We start from the raw sequence: 18,505 nt of genomic DNA on the forward strand, positions 1-18,505 counted from the left end.
ATCGCTGAAAGAAGGATTCACCATGAAGCCCATGAAGGTCGCCGCCGTCGTCGCCGGTTCTGTGATGGCTCTGGGTGCCGCCACCCCGGCGTTCGCCGCCGAGGGCATGAGCCTCAACGGCGGACTGGAGACCGTGCTGAGCGAGGGCCTCAAGGACCCCAGGCCGCTGAACACCAACGCGCTGGACACCGAGAACCCGGGGTCCGTGCTGAACGCCGTGAAGGGTGCCACGGACACCCTGAACAAGAAGAAGGGCGGCAAGACGAACGGCAAGACGGCCGGCAAGAAGACGTCGGGCAAGACGGGCGCCAAGGAGATCGTCGGCACGTCGACCGGCAACAAGCTGCTCGGTGGGCTTCCGCTCGGGAAGTAGTCTCCGGCAGCGGATTCCGGACGGTCCGGGCCTCGCGAGGGCCCGGACCCCGTAACCGTCCCGGACCTGTAGCCCGTCCGGACCCTGTAGCCCGTCCGGACCTCGTAGCCCGGCGCGGATTCGGCCGACGCGGATCAGCTGGTCCAGAAGTCCCACCAGCGGGTCAGGACGAGCATCCCGATGACGCCGGTCCACAGCACCGGCGGCACCCAGTGGAACTCGCGGAGCGCGCCCCGCAGGCCCGCGGGCGCGGGCAGGATCCCGTGCTCGACGTTGTGCGCCGTGACGTAGCAGAACATCACGATCGTGGCGACCCAGGCCAGACAGCACCACAGACACAGCGAGTTGATGCTGTAGAGCGACTGGTACTGGAGCCAGGTGCAGAAGCCGACGCCGAAGAGCGTTCCCGCGTTCAGGCCGAGCCAGAACCAGCGCCGGTAGCGCGCCCCGGCCAGCAGCCCCGCGCCGACGCCGATGACCACCGCGTACGCCGCAAGCCCCAGCATCGGGTTGGGGAATCCGAAGACCGAGGCCTGTTCGCTCTTCATGATGTTCCCGCAGGAGACCACCGGGTTCAGACTGCATCCCGGGGTGAAGTCCGGGTCCTCAAGCAGGGCGAACTTGTCGAGGGTGATCACCCAGGCCGCGAGCAGCCCGGCCGCTCCGCTGATCATCAGCACGAACGCGAAGGCCCGGCCGCCGCCCCACGCATTGCCACCGCCAGCGCCGGTGCCCTCCGTACGCTCGTCGGTGGTCCTGTTCTGGGCCAGTGCCGTTGTCATCACGTCCGCTCCCCTGTCTCCGGTGGTCATGCGGTGTCTGTCCGTCCGCGCTTCCGACACTCAGCCGCGCAGGCTGCGTACCGGCACCAGGCAGTGCGCCGCGCTGGTGAGCATCGCCTCGTCACCGGCGAAGGCGCGCAGTTGCTCCTCGGTGACGGGCTTGCCCGGTGTCGCCTCGGCCCATGGCCGGGTGGCGACGATGAAGTAGACCTGCCCGTGATCCCGCGCGTCGCGCTCCCACTCCGGCGGGACGGGGCACTGCGCGTTCAGATACGGCATCGTCAGTACGGCGCGGCCCGCCTCCACCAGCAGCGTGATCGGCACGTTGGGGGTCTTCGAGACATCGACCAGATCGCCGCCGGGGATCAGCCCGATCTCGGCGAGCACCGTACGCATCGTCTCCTCGCCGGCCTCCGTCCCCTCCCTGCCGTCCCCGAGTGAATAGGCGAGCAGGAAAGGCGCGTTGCGTTCGCCGTCGGAAGGATCGCTGGTCCAGGAAATCACCGAGAGAGTGCCCAGCCTGGAGGCGTTCCGCGCACTGGTCGAGGCGGAATTGATAGAGGTCATGGTGCGGCACAGTAGTGGTCCTCGGGGAATATCCGTGAGCCCGCGTCACCCAAGTGGGGGACCTTGGAGGCCACTTCGGGACAGCACTCTCTCAATTTCGTTTCTCAGTACGAGACTTGTTCCTCCGTTCCGTTTCATCCGCCGTTTCATCCGCCCGTTTCATCTGCCCATCTCATCCTTCCGTTTCGTCCGCCCGCGCATGGACGTGCCCCGCGCGGCCGGCGAGAGCAAGGCATGCCAGTCGCTCTGGCCCGGCAGGTCGGGAAGGCGCAGAACACGCCAACCTTTGGTGTAAGCGGGCGGCGCGCCCTCCCCCGCCACCACGACGGCCACCGGCCGGTCGCGGGCGAGCGCGACAAGGCCCGCGGGGGTGATGGAGCCGTCGTGGCCGCCGGTCTGCCGTGACGCGCAGCCGGCGAGGTAGGCGAGCCGTACGGCCTCCGCGCCGCTGATCACACAGGGCGGCCGTACGCCCTGGCGTGCCAGCTCCGCCGCCACCCTGCCGAACGCCACCCTGTTGTTACGGCCGCGCGCGGCGGCGCTGTCGAGGACCGCGTACTGCACCGCCAGATGCCCCGCCAGCAGCGCCGCGAGAGCGCCCACCGCCAGGGGCCGCGGCCGCGCCGCCCGGCCGATCCTGGCCAGGCCCGTCGCCGCAGGCAGCGCGAGCAGCGCGTATGTGGGGAGGAGGAAGCGCGGCGCGGCGTAGCCGATGAGCAGGACGTACGGCACCGCCATCGACAGCCCCGCCAGCGTCGGCACCAGCACGACGGCCGCCCTCTTCGCGCGCGCCGCGGCCAACACCCCGCACAGCACGAGAAACGGCAGCACGAACCACCACACCGCCGTGACGGGCCGCCGCCAGGGGATGTCGCAGGGGCGGCAGAGCAGCCGCCCGTCGAGCGCGCGCACTTGGTCGTCGAAGGCCAGATTCCAGCCCAGGTCCCCCTGGATCGCGCTGGCGCGCCGCAGCCGCGCGGAGAGGCCGCCGTAACCGACGTACGCCTCGACGGCCCAGGGCGCGCAGCCGAGGGCCGCACCCGCGGCGAGTGCCAGCAGCGGCAGCGGGCGGCGCCACGCCCCGACGAGCAGCACGCCCGCGGCGAGCGGCAGGGCGAGCCAGAAAGCGTCGCTGGGCCGCATGAGCGCGACGAACGCCACGCCCCCGCACAGGCCGGCGAGGGCAGCGCGGTCGGACCGGTCGCGCACGGCCCGCAGGAAGCAGCCGACCGCGAACAGCGACCCCAGCGCGACCCACAGGTTCGGCATGACCTGCGGACCGTAGAGGACGGTGATCCACAGTCCGGCGAACAGCGCGCCGGCGAGGGCGAGTACGGGTGCCGGGAGCAGCCGTCGCCACACCCACAGCGCGAGCAGGAGACCGGCGCCCGACAGCAGCGCGAGATACACCCGAAGGGCCTCGACGGACGAGGTCAAGGCGGTCACCGGCGCGATGAGGAAGGTGATCCCCCGGGCCCGGGGCGCGCTGAAGAAGGCGGCTTCGGCGTCCCGGGCGACCTGGCTGACGTAGACCGTCTCGTCCCAGCCGAGACCCGACCCGGGCACGACGAGGAGCAGTTGGAGGAGGGTGTACGCCACCGCGACAGCGAGGGGCCACCCGAACCCGCGGCCCATCCACCCGCCACCCGCCCGGGGCTCCGTCCGGCCCGGGCCCGCGGCGACGGCCGGGGTCTCTGTCATAGGCCCCACGCTGCCCCGGCTCCGCCCGCCGGGCCATCGGGGCAAGCCACTCGGACGAACGGCCTAAGGCCTGGCGGGACAGGGCCACGAGGTCACGGGCTCGGTCATCGCGATGGGGGTCTGTCCGGGGTGCTGCCGGCGCGAGGCCAAGCCGCACACATTCAGCCATACGACCACATCAAAGATTTCTGATATGTCGCATATTTTCGATCCATCAATGATGGACCCAAATATCAGCGCATAGCGCCGAATGTACCTGCGAATAGAGGGACTTTGCGGCCCTGCCCATAAAAAGATTGCGCGAGCCTGCCTCGGCATGTTGAATGGCCGAGTGATCTTCCTGGGTTTTTGCGCCCACGCAGGTCACCGACAGAACAGAACAGATTTGTCCCACAAATAGCAAGCAGCCTTCCGCTTATCTGGATTGGCAGGTGCGACGAAGATGGCAAATCCCTTCGACGATGAAGACGGCACTTTCCTTGTGCTCACCAATAGCGAGGGACAGCACTCGCTGTGGCCGTCCTTCGCGGAGGTGCCGAACGGCTGGCGGTCCGTTCACGGTGCGGCTTCCCGGCAGTCCTGTCTCGATTATGTCGAGGAACACTGGACGGACATGCGCCCGAAGAGCCTCGTCGAGGCCATGGAAAGGCCTTGATTCCGCGAGTCCTCACATGTCCGCTACCGAAAGTCACTGACGCCTGCGCGTAACCACCGGGCGGCGGAATTCCCGCCTCCCCTTTTTTTGCGCGCGCGACGCGGGTAGATTGCCTGCCCTTTAGAGTTGACGCCGGGGTCATGCCGTCGGGTTCGACAGCGCTGTCCGTGCGATCTGGGCAACCATCTGATCTCCGCCCTTCACCGAGAAACCGAACTCCTTTTCTGTCGACTCGCGCCATGAAGGAAGACCCTTGCCTGACGAACTGAAGGACGCACAGGTCAACCGCTGGGCACTGTCACCGACGCAGACCGGCATGTGGCGCGCGTGGGAGATCGACCCGGCGAGAGCGGTCTTCCGTGGCGGCGAGTACATCGAGATCCACGGTCCGGTGGACCGCGTACTCTTCGAGGCGGCGCTCCAACAGGCCGTCCGTGAGGCGAATACGCTGCACGTCCGGTTCGGCGTGGACAACGGCGAACCGTGGCAGACCGTGGGCGCCACCCCCGCGTGGTCGATGGACTTCGTGGACGTCAGTTCCGAACCCGAGCCACGCGCGGCCGCGGAGCGGCTGATGCGACAGGAACTGTCCGTGTCCCTCGACCTGTACAAGGACCGCCTGTTCGGCCACATGCTCTTCCGCGTGGCCGCCGACCGGTACTTCTGGTTCCACCACCAGCACCATCTCGTGATGGACGGGGCATCCACGACGCTGATCGTCCGTCGGGTGGCGCGGCTCTACACCGCGCTGGTGGAGGACCGGCCCCTTGACGAGACCCCGTTCGGTTCGGTCCTGGACCTCTTAGAGGAAGACGTCGCCTACCGCCGGTCGGCCCAGTACGCCGACGACGGTCGGTACTGGCGCGAGCGATTCGCGGACAATCCCACGCCCACGCGGTTGTCCAGCCATGCCGGGTCAGGTCCGGCCGAGCCGCTGCGCCACACCGGCTACCTGTCCCCTCGCGCGACCGACGCGGTGCGGGCCGCCCTGAGCCGTACCGGCGCGCGGCTGTCACGGCTGGCCATCGCGGCGATGGCGGGTTACGTCCACCGTCTGACGGGCAACCAGGACGTGGTCCTGTCGATGGCGGTGACCGCTCGGACCACTCCCCTCGCCCGCACCACACCGGGCATGCGCACCAACGTCCTTCCGCTGCGGCTGGACCTGCGGTCGGGCATGACCGGTGCCGAGCTCCTCGCGAAGACGACGGACGGCATCCGGGACCTGCTCGCCCACCAGCGTTACTGGGGTGATCAACTCAGCCAGGAACTCGGTCGGCCGGTGGGGTTCGGACCGTCGGTCAACGTGTGGGCGTTCAACTACGACCTCACCTTCGCCGGCTTCCGCACCAGCACGCACAACATGTCCATGAGACACGTCGAGGACCTGTTGCTGTCCGTGTACGACCGGTCGGACGGCAACCCGCTGCGGATCGACTTCGACGGCAACACCGCCCGTCACAGTCCCGAAGAGCTGCGGACCCACCACGATCATTTCCTCGTCTTCCTGGAACACTTGGCGGCGTCGATCGCCACGGGCGACGGCCCGATCGGCGGCCTGGACCTGCTGGGGTCCACGCGTCGCCGCCAGGTCCTGGAGCAGTGGAACGACACCGCCCGCGACCTCCCCACCGCCCACCTCGCGGAGCTGTTCGAAGCGAGGGCTCATCAGGCACCGGACGCGATCGCCGTGCGCCACGGCGCCTCCACGGTGACGTACCGCGAACTCAACGAGCGGGCCAACCGCCTGGCGCACCGGTTGATCGCGCGCGGCATCGGACCGGAGCAGGTGGTGGCGCTCGCACTGCCCCGCTCGCCCGGACTCCTCGTGGCGATGCTGGCCAGCCTCAAGGCGGGCGCGGCCTACCTCGCGGTGGACCCGGAGTACCCAGCGGGCCGCGTCGCCTTCATCCTCGACGACGCACGGCCCGTGTGCCTGCTCACCACCGAAGAGGTCCGCGGCACGCTGCCCGACCACGCGATTCCGGAACTGCTCCTCGATCCCGCCGACGCCCTCGATCCCGTCGACGCCCCCGACGCCCCCGACGACCGGGACGGGCACCCGCTGACGGACCCGACCGACGCCGACCGGACGCACGCGGTCTCCCTCCTGAACGCCGCCTACGTCATCTACACCTCGGGATCGACCGGTGTCCCGAAGGCCGTCACGGTCACCCACGCCGGTGTGCCCAGCCTGGCGTCCCTGCGCGAACAGCTCCGCATGGACGAAACCTCCGAGGTGTTGCAGTTCCTGTCGCCGAGCTTCGACGGGATGTTCTGGGAGGTCTTCATCACGCTCCTGGCGGGCGCCACGGTGTCGATGGCGCCGGCCGGCCGTGAACTGGTGGGACCGACCCTGGGCGAACTGGTGTGCGAGAAGGGCATCACGCATCTCGCGCTGCCGCCGTCGATGCTCGCCGAGCTGCCCGCGGACTCGCTGCCCACGGGCATCACACTGGTGGTGGCCAGCGAGGCATGCCCCCCTGAGCTCGTCCAGCGGTGGTCGAAGGACCGGCTCATGCTCAACTCCTACGGGCCGAGCGAGATGACCGTCTGCGCCACGCTCAGCGATCCCCTGCGAGGGCGCGTCGTCCCGCCGATCGGCACACCCATAGCCAACGCCCAGGTCTTCGTGCTCGACGCGGCGCTGCAACCGGTCCCGCCGGGCACCGTCGGTGAGCTCTACCTCTCGGGACCGGGCCTGGCCCGCGGCTACCTCCGGCGACCCGGCACGACCGCGGGCCGGTTCGTCGCCAACCCCTTCGGGAAGCCCGGGACCCGGATGTACCGCACGGGCGACCTGGCCCGCTGGCGGCACGACGGCGATCTGGAGTTCGCCGGACGTGCCGACCGGCAGGTCAAGCTGCGCGGATTCCGGGTCGAACTGGACGAGGTCGAAACGGTCATCACCCGGCTGGACTCCGTCGCCCAGGCGGCCGTCGTGGTGCACACGGCACCGTCAGGCCATGAGCACCTGGTGGCCTACGTGGTGCCCGCACCGGGCGCGGTCGTCGACGCGGGCCGGCTTCGCGCCGCCGTCGCCGACGCGCTGCCGTCCTACATGACGCCGTCCGGGGTCGTGACGATGGACGCCCTACCGCGCACCCCCAACGGCAAGCTCGACCGGGACGCGCTGCCCGCTCCGGCACCGGAGCGCTCGCCGGCTTCCCGGGTGGCGCCCCGCAACGACCGCGAGGAAGCGCTGTGCGGCCTGTTCGCCAAGGTCCTCGGCATCCCCGAGGTCGGCGTCGACGACAACTTCTTCGACCTGGGCGGGCACTCGCTGCTGGCCGCACGGCTGGTCACCGCCGTCCGCTCCGAGCTGGGGGAGGAGCTGCGGGTCGCGACGGTCTTCGACATGCCGACCGCCGCCGCCCTCGCCCGGTGCCTGGGTGCCGAAGGACCGGACCGGACCGCGCTCCGCCCCTCTCCGCACGAAGGACCGGTGCCGCTGTCCGCGGCCCAGCGACAGCTGTGGCTCCAGCACCAGTTGGAAGGGCCGAGCGCCACCTACAACACGCCGCTGGTCCTGCGGCTTTCCGGAGAGCTCGACGTCGAGGCGCTCCGGGCCGCGCTGGCCGACCTGGTGACGCGTCACGAGACGCTGCGCACGGTGGTCCGCGAGACCGATGGCGGCGCCCACCAAGTTGTCCTGGACCCCGCCGGAGCACGCCCCGAACTGACCGTCGTGCCCGCCGAGGAATCCCGGATGCCCGCCCTGCTGGCGGACGCGGTCAGGTACCCCTTCGAACTGTCCGCGGAACCGCCCGTGAGGGCCACCCTCTTCGTACTCGGCCCGGCCGAGCACGTCTTCCTCCTGCTGCCGCACCACATCGCGTGCGACGAACTCTCGCTGCGGCCACTGGCCCGGGACCTGGCGACGGCGTACGAGGCGCGCGTCACCGACGCCGCCCCGTCGTGGCAGCCGCTGCCGGTCTCCTACCGTGACTACACGCTCTGGCAGAAGCGCAGGCTGGGCAGCGCCTCGGATCCCGACAGCCAACTCGCCGGGCACCTCGCGTACTGGACCACCGCACTCGCCGGCCTTCCCGACGAACTCGGCCTGCCCTTCGACCATCAGCGGCCCGCCGTGGCCACCCATCGCGGCGCCGCCGTGCCGGTACGGATCGACGAACCGACCCACCTGGCACTGGCACGCCTCGCCAAGGACGGCCGGGCCAGCGTCTTCATGGTCGTGCAGGCGGCGTTCGCGGCTCTGCTCACCAGAATGGGCGCGGGCACCGACATCCCGATCGGCAGCCCTGTCGCGGGCCGGGACGAGCAGGCCCTCGACGACCTGGTCGGCTGCTTCGTCAACACGGTGGTGCTCCGGACCGACACCTCCCAGGACCCCACCTTCCGCGAGCTGCTGGCCCGCGTACGCGCCGCCGACCTGGCCGCCTACGACCACCAGGACGTGCCGTTCGATCACGTGGTGGAGGCGCTGAGCCCCCGGCGCTCCCTGGCGCGGCAGGCACTGTTCCAGGTCATGCTGGCCTTCCGGACCGGTGTGGACCCGGACTTCACCATGCCGGGCCTCAGCACCACCCTGGAGCCGGCAGACCTCGGGGCAGCCAAGTTCGACCTCTCGCTCCACCTGGGCGAGTCGACCGCGGGCGGACAGCCGGCCGGCATCAGCGGGGTACTGAACTACAGCACGGACCTGTTCACCCCGCACACCGTCGAAGCGCTGGTACAGCGTCTGGGACGGGTGCTGTCGGCGATGGCGGAGAACCCCGACCAGCGCCTGTCCGCGCCGGACCTGCTCAGCGACGAGGAGCGTGCCGCGCTCTCGGCGCCCTGGACCCCAGCCGTGTCCGAACACGCCACCATCGTCGAGCGTTTCGAGCGACAGGTGCGGCGTGCCCCCGGCGAGACGGCCGTGCGCTGCGACGGGGCGACGCTCACCTACGCGCAACTCAACGCCCGGGCCAACCGGTTGGCCCGTTGGCTGATCGAACGCGGTGCGGGACCGGAGCGGTACGTGGCCATCAGCCTGCCGCGCTCGGCCGATCTGGTGGTGGCCATCCTCGCCGTCCTGAAGACGGGCGCCGCCTACCTGCCGATCGACCCGGAGAATCCCGCCGAGCGCACCGCCTACATGATCGAGGACGCGGGTCCCTGCTGGATGCTCGACCGACTGCCCGACGATCTGGCGTCATGGCCCGAGCACGACGTGACCGACGAGGACCGGATCCGGCCGCTGCTGCCCGACCACCCCGCGTACGTCATCTACACCTCCGGCTCGACGGGGCAGCCCAAGGGCGTGGCGGTGCCGCACCACAACGTTGTGCGCCTCTTCGAGGCGACCAGCGAGCAGTTCGGCTTCGGACCCACCGATGTGTGGGCGCTGTTCCACTCCTACGCGTTCGACGTCTCGGTGTGGGAGCTGTGGGGCGCGCTCCTGCACGGCGGCCGCCTCGTGGTCGTGTCGTACGAGACGTCGAGGTCGCCGGACGACTTCCTCGAACTGGTGGCGGCCGAAGGCGTCACCGTACTGAACCAGACCCCCTCGGCGTTCCCCCAGTTCATCGCGGCGGACGCCGCGCATCCCGAGTGGAGCGCGGCCCTGCGGCTGCGGTACGTGATCTTCGCGGGCGAGGCGCTGGACCCGGCGCGCCTGCGCGCATGGTACGAGCGGCACGCCGACAACGCGCCGACCCTCGTCAACATGTACGGGATCACCGAGACCACCGTGCACGCCACCCATCTCGCCCTGGAGCGCCGGCACGCCGACGAGCCCCACGGCAGCCCCATCGGCACGCCGCTCACCGATCTGCGCGGGTACGTCCTGGACGAGCGACTGCGGCCGGTTCCGTTCGGGCTGACGGGCGAGCTGTACGTGGCGGGTCCCGGACTGGCACGGGGATACATCTCCCGACCGGGGCTGACGGCGGGGCGTTTCGTGGCGGACCCGTTCGGTGTTCCGGGATCACGGATGTACCGCAGCGGGGACCTGGTGCGCAGGCGCGCCGACGGCGGCCTGGAGTTCCACGGCCGGGCCGACGACCAGGTCAAGGTGCGCGGATTCCGGATCGAGCTGGGCGAGATCGAGTCCGCGCTGGTCCGGCACCCCGCCGTCGGCCAGGCAGCCGTGGTGGTCCGCGAGGATCACCCCGGCGACCAGCGCCTGGCCGGCTACATCGTGCCCGCGGGCGAGCAGGAGGTGACCGGGGAGGAGCTGCGCGAGTTCGCCGGCCAGTGGCTGCCGTCCCACATGGTGCCCGGCGCGATCGTCACCCTCGACGCGCTGCCGCTGACGGTGAACGGGAAACTGGACCGCCGGGCACTGCCCGCTCCGCAACCGCGGGACCTGAGTGCGGGACGAGCCCCGCGCACGCCTCAAGAAGCGTTCCTGTGCGGGCTGTTCGCCGAGGTCCTAGGCTCGCCCGCGGTGAGCATCGACGACGACTTCTTCGCGCTGGGCGGGCACTCGCTGCTGGTCACCCGGCTGGTCGGCCGGGTGCGCGCCGAACTGGGCGTAGACCTGCCGGTACGGGCCGTGTTCGAGGCGCCGTCCGTCCACCGGCTGGTCCGCCGGCTCGAAGAAGCCCGGCCCGCCCGGCCCGCCCTGCTCCGCCGGGAGCTGCCCGACCGGATGCCGTTGTCGTACGTCCAGCGCCGCCTGTGGTTCCTGAGCCGGATGGAGGGACCGTCGGCGACGTACAACATGCCGCTGGTGCTGCGGCTGTCCGGGGCTGTGGACGGCACCGCCATGCGGGCGGCCCTGCGCGACGTGGCACAGCGGCACGAGACCCTGCGCACGGTCTTCGGCGACCACGACGGAGAGCCGTACCAGGTGTCGCGTCCGGTCTCCGCGATCGACCTGCCGGTCATCGACGTCGCGGAGAGCGAGCTGACCGCGACACTCAAGGACGAGGTGCGGCGCGGATTCGACCTTTCCGCGGAACTCCCCCTGCGCGCACGGCTGTTCGCCCTGCCGAGCGGGGACCACGTGCTGACCCTGGTGCTGCACCACATCGCCGCCGACGGCTGGTCGGTCGCCGTGCTCGGGCAGGACCTGGCCACCGCGTATGCCGCGCGCCGGGCGGGGCGGACACCGTCCTGGCCGGCCCACGTCCGGTACGCCGACTACGCCGCCTGGCAGCGTGAACTGCTCGGCGACCCCGAGGACCAGGACAGCGAGATCACCGCGCAGACCGCCTACTGGGCACACGCGCTGGCCGGGATCCCGGAATCCCTGCGACTGCCGACGGACCGGCCGCGCCCGGCCGTGGCGAGCCATCGCGGCGCGTCGTTCACGTTCGACATCGACGCCGCCACGCACCGGGCGCTCGGTGAACTGGCGCTGAGCCACCGGGTCACCCCGTTCATGGTGGTGCAGGCAGCGCTGGCGGCACTGCTCACGAGGCTGGGGGCCGGAACGGACATCCCCCTCGGCATCCCCGTGGCCGGCCGTGGCGACGGCGCCTTGAACGACGCCGTCGGATGCTTCGTCAACACCCTGGTCCTGCGCACGGACACCTCGGACAACCCGACCTTCACGCGGTTGCTGGACCGGGTGAAAGAGACGAGCCTCGCCGCCTACGCGCACCAGGACGTGCCGTTCGAGCACCTGGTCGAACAGCTCAACCCGGCCCGGTCACTCGCCGGTCACCCGCTCTTCCAGGTCATGCTGGCCTTCCAGAACAACCCGACCGGACGCTTCGACCTCACCGGTCTGACCGTGGAACGGCACCATCTGGACGCGGAAGTCGCCAAGTTCGACCTCTCGTTCGCCTTCCGCGAGCGCCACGAGGGCGCGCCCGAGGGGATCCTCGGCGCGGTCGAGTACGCCACCGACCTGTTCGACCGCGGGACGGTCGAGCGGATCGTGACCCAATTGCTGCGCTTCCTCGGCGCCGTGACCGCCGACCCGGGCACACCCATCGGGCACGTCGAGGTGATGACCCCGGACGAAACGAACGCGGTGATTCGGCGGTGGAACGACACCGCCCACCCGGACCCGGTGCCGTCCCTGCCCGAGGCCTTCGCACGGCAGGCGGCGCGCACCCCGGAACGAACAGCCGTGACCCAGGACGGAGTCGCGCTCTCGTACGCCGAACTCGACGCCCGGGTGAACCGTCTGGCGCGCTTCCTCGTCGACCGCGGCGCCGGGCCCGAGCGTTTCGTCGCCGTGCTTCTGCCCCGGTCGCCCGAACTGATCGTCGCCGTACTCGCCGTCGCCCGCAGCGGAGCGGCCTTCGTACCGATGGACCTCGACCAGCCCGCCGAGCGCGTCGCGTTCACCACGCGGGACTCCGCCGCCGTCCTGGGCCTCACCACCGTCGGGACCGCGCGGGACATGTCCCTGCCGTCGGACGTCCCGTGGATCGCGCTGGACGACGAGGACACGTGTGCGGCCGTGGCCGGATACGACGCCACCGCGCTGCCCGCCATGCCCTCGCAGCTCACGCCCGCCTATGCCATCTACACGTCGGGCTCGACCGGCCGCCCCAAGGGCGTCGTCGTCGAACACCGTTCCCTGGCGGGCTATCTCGCGTGGGCCGGTCGCACGTACCCCGGCGCGGCCGGTACCGCCCTCCTGCACTCGTCGGTCTCCTTCGACCTCACCCTGACCACCCTGCTGCTTCCGCTGACCGTGGGCGGCCGGATCTGGGTCGCGGACCTGGACGACGCGGCCCCGCCGCGGGAAGAGATCACCTTTTCCAAGATCACTCCCAGCCATCTCCCCTTGCTTGCCGCGCTGCCCGATGCCTTCGCGCCGACGCAGGACCTCGTCATCGGCGGTGAACAGCTGCTCGGCGAGGAGCTGGGAGAGTGGCGCCGCCGCCACCCGGACGTCACGGTGGTCAACGAGTACGGGCCCACCGAGGCCACGGTCGGCACGGTGGCGTACCGGATCCTCCCCGGGGACACACTCGGCGGCGGGGCCGTGCCCGTGGGCCGGCCCATCCGGAACACCGGCGTCTACGTTCTCGACGAGCTGCTGCGTCCGGTGCCCCCCGGTGTCGTCGGCGAGCTGTACCTCACCGGCGCCGCGCTGGCTCGCGGCTACCTCGGCAGGCCCGGCAGGACGGCCGAGCGCTTCGTCGCCGACCCGTACGCCGCCTCGGCCGGGCGGACCGGGGGAGCGCGCATGTACCGCACCGGAGACCTGGCCCGCCGGAGGGCCGACGGCGTGCTGGAATACGCCGGACGGTCGGACGAGCAGGTCAAGATCCGCGGCCACCGCGTCGAACTCGGTGAGATCGAGGCCCGGATCACCGCGGACCCGCAGGTGCGCACCACGACCGTCACACTCCGGGACGTCGCGCCTGGCGACCGGCGCCTGGTCGCCTACGTCGTACCGAGCGCACCGGACGTCTACGATCCGGCCGCCCTGCGCGACTCCCTGGCCAGGTCCCTGCCCGCCTACATGGTGCCGGCGGCGTTCGTCACCCTGGACGCCCTGCCCCTGAGCGCGAGCGGAAAAGTGGACCGCCGCGCACTGCCCGTCCCCGAGTTCCGTCCGGCCGCCGCGTCGCGGGCACCGCGCACCCCTCGCGAACGCACGGTGTGCCACCTGTTCGCCCAGGTCCTGGGTGTGCCCGAGGTCGGCATCGACGACGACTTCTTCGCACTGGGCGGACATTCGCTGCTGGCCACCCGGCTGGTCAGCCGGATCCGCTCGGTCCTGGGCACGGAACTGCCGCTGCGCGCCCTGTTCGAGGCATCCACCGTGGAGCGGCTCACCCGACTGCTCGACACGGCGGCCGCCGGGCGGCCCGCACTGGTACCGGCCGAACGGCCGGAGGAGATCCCGCTGTCCCCCGCGCAGACCCGCCTGTGGTTCCTCAGCCGTCTTGAGGAGGGCGGGGCCACCTACAACATCCCGCTCACGCTGCGGCTGACCGGCCCACTGGACCGCCCCGCGCTGGCCGCCGCGCTGCGCGACGTGATCAGCCGCCACGAGTCGCTGCGCACCGTCTTCCCGGAACGCCGCGGTGTGCCCCGGCAGATGATCCTGGACGCCGCGTCGGCGTGGCAGGGCCTGTCGGAGGTCGCGTGCGGCGTCGACGAACTGCCCGAGACGCTGGCGAAGGCCGTGAGTCACTCCTTCGACATCACCACCGAACCCCCGCTGCGCCCCCAGCTGTTCGTCCTCGGCCCCGACGACCACGTGCTTCTCCTGCTGCTGCACCACATCGCGGGCGACGGCTGGTCGATGGCTCCCCTCACCCACGACCTCGCCCACGCCTACACGGCCCGCCGCGCCGGTGCCGCCCCCGACTGGCGGCCACTGCCGGTCCAGTACGCCGACTACACCCTCTGGCAGCGCCGGATCCTGGGCGACGAGCAGGACGCCGACAGTGTGCTCGGCCGCCAGCTCGACTTCTGGCTGCGCACGCTCGACGGCCTTCCCGACCACCTGACGCTGCCCACGGACCGTCCGCGCCCGGCTGTCGCCAGCCGGCGCGGTGGGGTGGCCGCCGCACGGCTCGACGCCGTGCTGCACCGGCGCGTCGTCGACGTGGCGCGGAAGACCGGCACCACCGTCTTCATGGTGCTACAGGCCGGCCTGGTGGCACTGCTGAACCGGCTGGGCGCCGGCGACGACATCTCCGTCGGCACCCCGGTCGCCGGGCGTACGGACGAGGCGCTGGACGAGCTGGTCGGCTTCTTCGTCAACACGCTGGTGCTGCGCACCGATGCCTCGGGCGACCCCACGTTCTCCGAACTGCTCGCCCGGGTGCGGGAGACGGACCTCGCCGCCTACGCACACCAGGACGTGCCGTTCGAACGGGTCGTGGAGGAGGTCAACCCGCCCCGCTCGCTGGCCCGGCACCCCTTGTACCAGGTGGCCCTCGTCCTGCAGAACACGGCCACGGCGGGCGCCGAAGGGTTCGCCGGTCTCGACGCCTCCGTCATGCCTGTCGGTACCGGCGGGGCCAAGTTCGACCTGGCCGCCGCCTTCACCGAGACCCACGGCGCCGACGACACCCCCGGCGGTATCCAGGCCTTCCTGGAGTACGCCACCGACCTGTTCGACGCCGACGGCGCGGAACGGCTCCTCACCCGCCTGATCGCGCTGCTGGACGCCGTCACCGCCGACCCGGACCGGCCGATCGGCCTGGCGGACATCCTCACCCGCGAGGAACGCCGGCAACTCCCGCACGACTGGAACGGCACCGCCGCCGAGCGGCCCGCCGGCCGGCTCACCCACGAGATGGTCGCCGCGCACGCGGCCGGCACACCCGACGCCACCGCGGTCGTCCACCAGGGCCGGCCACTGAGCTACGCGGAGCTGGACACCCGCGCCAACCGGCTGGCGCACCGACTGGCCGCGGTCGGTGCCGGGCCCGGCACCGTCGTCGGCGTCTGCCTGGAAGGGACCCCCGAGGCGGTGGTGGCCCTGCTGGCCGTCCTCAAGGCGGGCGCGGCCTGCGTCCCCCTGGACCCCGCAGGCCCCGACGAGCGCCGTCGGGCGATCCTCGCCGACGCCGCCGCCCCGGTGGTGGTGACCCGGCAGCACCTCGCCCACCTCTTCGGCTCCCAGACCCGCGCTCTGCTCATGGACGACTCGGCCGAACAGGCGGCCCTCGCCGCGATGCCCGGCACCGCCCCGGCCGTCACCGTCGGCCCCCGTGACGCGGCGTATGTCCTGTACGGCTCCGGCTCCGACGCCACGCCCCAGGGCGTGATAGTCGAACACCGCGGCCTGCTGGACCTGTGCCTGTGGCACAACAAGCACCACGCGGTCACCTCCGAGGACCGTGCGAGCCTGCTCGCCCCTCCGGGCTTCGACGCCGCCGTGTGGGAGCTGTGGCCCTATCTGTGCGCCGGCGCCTCGGTCCACCTGCCCGACCGGGACGTCGTGGACGATCCCGCCGCTCTGGCGCGGTGGTGCGCCACCGCGGGCGTGACCGTCTGCCCGCTGCCCACACCCCGGCTGCGGGCCCTGCTGGACGAACCGGCCCTCGCCGCCTCGTCCCTGCGAGCGGTGCTGGCCGGCGGGGACGCGCTCGGCCGCGGGCCCCGGCCCGGGCTGCCCTTCCGGGTGGTCAACCACTACGGACCCGCCGAGCTCTCCGTCGTCGCCCTGTCCGGGGACGTGACGCCGGGCGACGCCGAGGTTCTGCCCCCGGTCGGTACACCGGTGGACAACACCCGTGCCTATGTGCTGGACGCACGGCTCGCCCCGTTGCCGCCTGGGGCCGTCGGCGAGCTGTACCTGGCCGGCGAGGGACTGGCACGCGGCTATCTCGGCCGGCCGGGGCTCACCGCGGAACGCATGGTGGCGGACCCCTTCGGGCACCTCGTCGGTGAGCCCGGCAGCCGGATGTACCGCACCGGGGACCTGGCACGCCGACGCGCGGACGGACGCCTCGACATCGTCGGCCGCGCCGACGGCAGGACCGTGATCCGGGGTGCCCGTGTCGAGACCGGCGAGATCGAAGCGGTCCTCGCCACCCACCCGGACGTGGACCACGCCGTCGTCCTGGTCCACGACGACGGGCCGGGCGGCCGGCAGTTCGTCGCGCACCTCGTGCCGAGGCGCGGCCGCTCGGCGGAATGGGAGGACGTGTCCCGATTCGCCGCGGAACTCCTGCCCGACTACGCGGTCCCCGACCGGGCCGTGGTGCACGACACCCTGCCGGTCGACACGAACGGCAGGGTCGACCGGACGCGACTGCGCGTGCCGGCCCCCGCCCCCGAGTCCGTGGCGACCGGCTCCGCGCCGACACCGGAACTGGCCGTGCTGTGCGAGATCGTCGCCGAGCTGCTGAACCTGCCCGCGGCGAAGGCCGACGACAACTTCTTCCTCATGGGCGGGGACAGCATCGTCTCGATCCAGCTCGTGAGCCGCGCACGGGAACGCGGGCTGATTCTCACACCCCGTGATGTCTTCGAACAGAAGACCATGGCGGACCTCGCCGGGGTGGCGGGCACGACACCCTCCGAAACGGTGGACGAGTCCACCGAGGCGGGCATCGGGGCGGTGCCCCTGACACCGGTCATGCGCTGGCTGGAAGACCTCGACGGCCCGGTGGACGGCTTCAACCAGGCGGTGCTGGTCCGGGTCCCGGCCGGGGCCCGGCACGACCACCTGACCACGACGCTGCAAGCGGTGCTCGACCACCACGACGCGCTGCGGATGCGCCTGGACCGGCCCACCGGAGCTCCATGGCAGCTGGAGGTCCTGCCCCCTGGCGCCGTGCGGGCCGGGGAACAGCTGCGCCAGGTCGACGTGGCCGGCCTCGACGAGCCCGAACTGACCCGGCGCATCACCGAGGAGGGTGAGCTGGCGCGGCTCCGGCTCTCACCCGCCGACGGTGTGATGACGCAGTGCGTCCTCTTCGACGCCGGGCCGGGGCAGGCCGCGCGGCTGCTCCTCGTCGCCCACCACCTTGTCGTCGACGGCGTCTCCTGGCGGGTCCTGCTGTCCGACCTCGCCGCCGCGTGGGAACACGCCGTGACGGGTCGTACGCCGGAACTGCCGCCGGTCGGCACGTCGTTCCGGCGATGGGCTCAACAACTGGCGGCCCTCGCCGACGACCCCGCGAGGCTCGACGAGCTCGCGTACTGGGAAGCCGCGCTGTCCCAGGGCCAGATGGCGTTGGGCGCCACCCCGGACACCGGCCGTGACACCGTGGGTACGGCCCGCCAACTGCGGATGACACTGCCCGCCGACCGGACCTCCCCGCTCCTCACCCATGTACCCATGGTGGTGAACGGCCAGGTCAACGATGTACTCCTGACCGGCCTGGCTCTCGCGGTGACCGCCTGGCGACGGCGCCGCGGTCAGGACGACACCGGCGACGTGGTGGTCGACCTGGAGAGCCACGGCAGGCAGGAGATGCCCGGCACCGACCTCTCGCGCACCGTCGGCTGGTTCACCAGCATGTACCCGGTCCGTCTGGCTCCGGGCACCGTGACCTCCGGGGAGCTGCACGTCGGCGGCCCCGGTGTCGGTCGGGCGCTCAAGCGGATCAAGGAACAGCTGCGGGCGCTGCCGGACCACGGCATCGGATTCGGGCTGCTGCGCCATCTGCACCCGGAGGGCCGCGCCCGGCTCGGCGCGCTGCCCCGCCCGCGGATCGGCTTCAACTACTTGGGACGGGTCACGGTCGCTCCCGATCAGGACTGGTCCTTCATCGGCACCGCCGGACCGGTCGTGGCAGGCGCCGATCCGGAGATGCCTCTGTCACACACCCTGGAGCTCACGGCGACCTGCCTGGACGGAGCGGGGGGCACCGAACTCGTCGCCACCTGGACCTGGGCGCCCACCTGCCTGTCGGAACAGGACGTACGCGAGCTGGCCGAACTCTGGTTCAGCTCACTCGACGCCCTGGTGGGATACGCCGAGCAGCAGAAGACCGGTAGTCGGTCACCCTCAGACCTGCCGCTGGTGACGCTGAGCCAGAGCGAACTCGACGACCTGGAGGCGCAGTGGGAGATCTGAGGTGCTCCGAGGCGGCGATC

Annotated in this window: 6 protein-coding genes; 3 read left to right on the forward strand and 3 right to left on the reverse strand. The window is 71.4% G+C overall.

The window, feature by feature from the left end:
• The first annotated feature begins 22 nt into the window (after positions 1-22).
• A complete protein-coding gene (locus ABTZ59_RS02975; RefSeq protein WP_351389313.1) occupies positions 23-373 on the forward strand; it encodes a hypothetical protein in 351 nt (116 codons plus the stop codon).
• Between the two features lie 134 nt (positions 374-507).
• On the opposite strand, the gene ABTZ59_RS02980 is transcribed toward ABTZ59_RS02975, so the two are convergent.
• The 3 genes from ABTZ59_RS02980 to ABTZ59_RS02990 all read right to left on the reverse strand — a co-directional run bounded on the left by ABTZ59_RS02980 (position 508) and on the right by ABTZ59_RS02990 (position 3,423).
• On the reverse strand, positions 508-1,155 hold the full coding sequence (locus ABTZ59_RS02980; RefSeq protein ID WP_351390097.1) for a vitamin K epoxide reductase family protein: 648 nt from the start codon (positions 1,153-1,155) through the stop codon (positions 508-510).
• Positions 1,156-1,215: 60 nt separating this feature from the next.
• Positions 1,216-1,722 carry a DUF5949 family protein gene (locus ABTZ59_RS02985; protein ID WP_351389315.1) on the reverse strand — a complete coding sequence of 169 codons (507 nt, stop codon included), beginning with the start codon at positions 1,720-1,722 and terminating at the stop codon, positions 1,216-1,218.
• 159 nt (positions 1,723-1,881) lie between these two features.
• On the reverse strand, positions 1,882-3,423 hold the full coding sequence (locus ABTZ59_RS02990; protein WP_351389317.1) for a glycosyltransferase family protein: 1,542 nt from the start codon (positions 3,421-3,423) through the stop codon (positions 1,882-1,884).
• Positions 3,424-3,865: 442 nt separating this feature from the next.
• Between ABTZ59_RS02990 and ABTZ59_RS02995 the strand changes: the two genes are divergently transcribed.
• Positions 3,866-4,078 carry an MbtH family protein gene (locus tag ABTZ59_RS02995; RefSeq protein WP_351389321.1) on the forward strand — a complete coding sequence of 71 codons (213 nt, stop codon included), beginning with the start codon at positions 3,866-3,868 and terminating at the stop codon, positions 4,076-4,078.
• Between the two features lie 253 nt (positions 4,079-4,331).
• Positions 4,332-18,485: a non-ribosomal peptide synthetase gene (locus tag ABTZ59_RS03000; RefSeq protein WP_351389325.1), complete on the forward strand. Its 14,154-nt coding sequence runs from the start codon at positions 4,332-4,334 to the stop codon at positions 18,483-18,485.
• The last annotated feature ends 20 nt before the right edge of the window (positions 18,486-18,505 follow it).

This window comes from Streptomyces sp. NPDC094034, from assembly GCF_040303865.1.
GTDB lineage: Bacteria > Actinomycetota > Actinomycetes > Streptomycetales > Streptomycetaceae > Streptomyces.

Excerpts from the sequence above, each read along its gene's own strand:
- ABTZ59_RS02990 (WP_351389317.1), bottom strand. The coding sequence starts at position 3,423 with ATGACAGAGACCCCGGCCGTCGCCGCGGGCCCGGGCCGGACGGAGCCC.
- ABTZ59_RS02995 (WP_351389321.1), top strand. The coding sequence starts at position 3,866 with ATGGCAAATCCCTTCGACGATGAAGACGGCACTTTCCTTGTGCTCACC.
- ABTZ59_RS02980 (WP_351390097.1), bottom strand. The coding sequence starts at position 1,155 with ATGACAACGGCACTGGCCCAGAACAGGACCACCGACGAGCGTACGGAG.
- ABTZ59_RS02975 (WP_351389313.1), top strand. The coding sequence starts at position 23 with ATGAAGCCCATGAAGGTCGCCGCCGTCGTCGCCGGTTCTGTGATGGCT.
- ABTZ59_RS02985 (WP_351389315.1), bottom strand. The coding sequence starts at position 1,722 with ATGACCTCTATCAATTCCGCCTCGACCAGTGCGCGGAACGCCTCCAGG.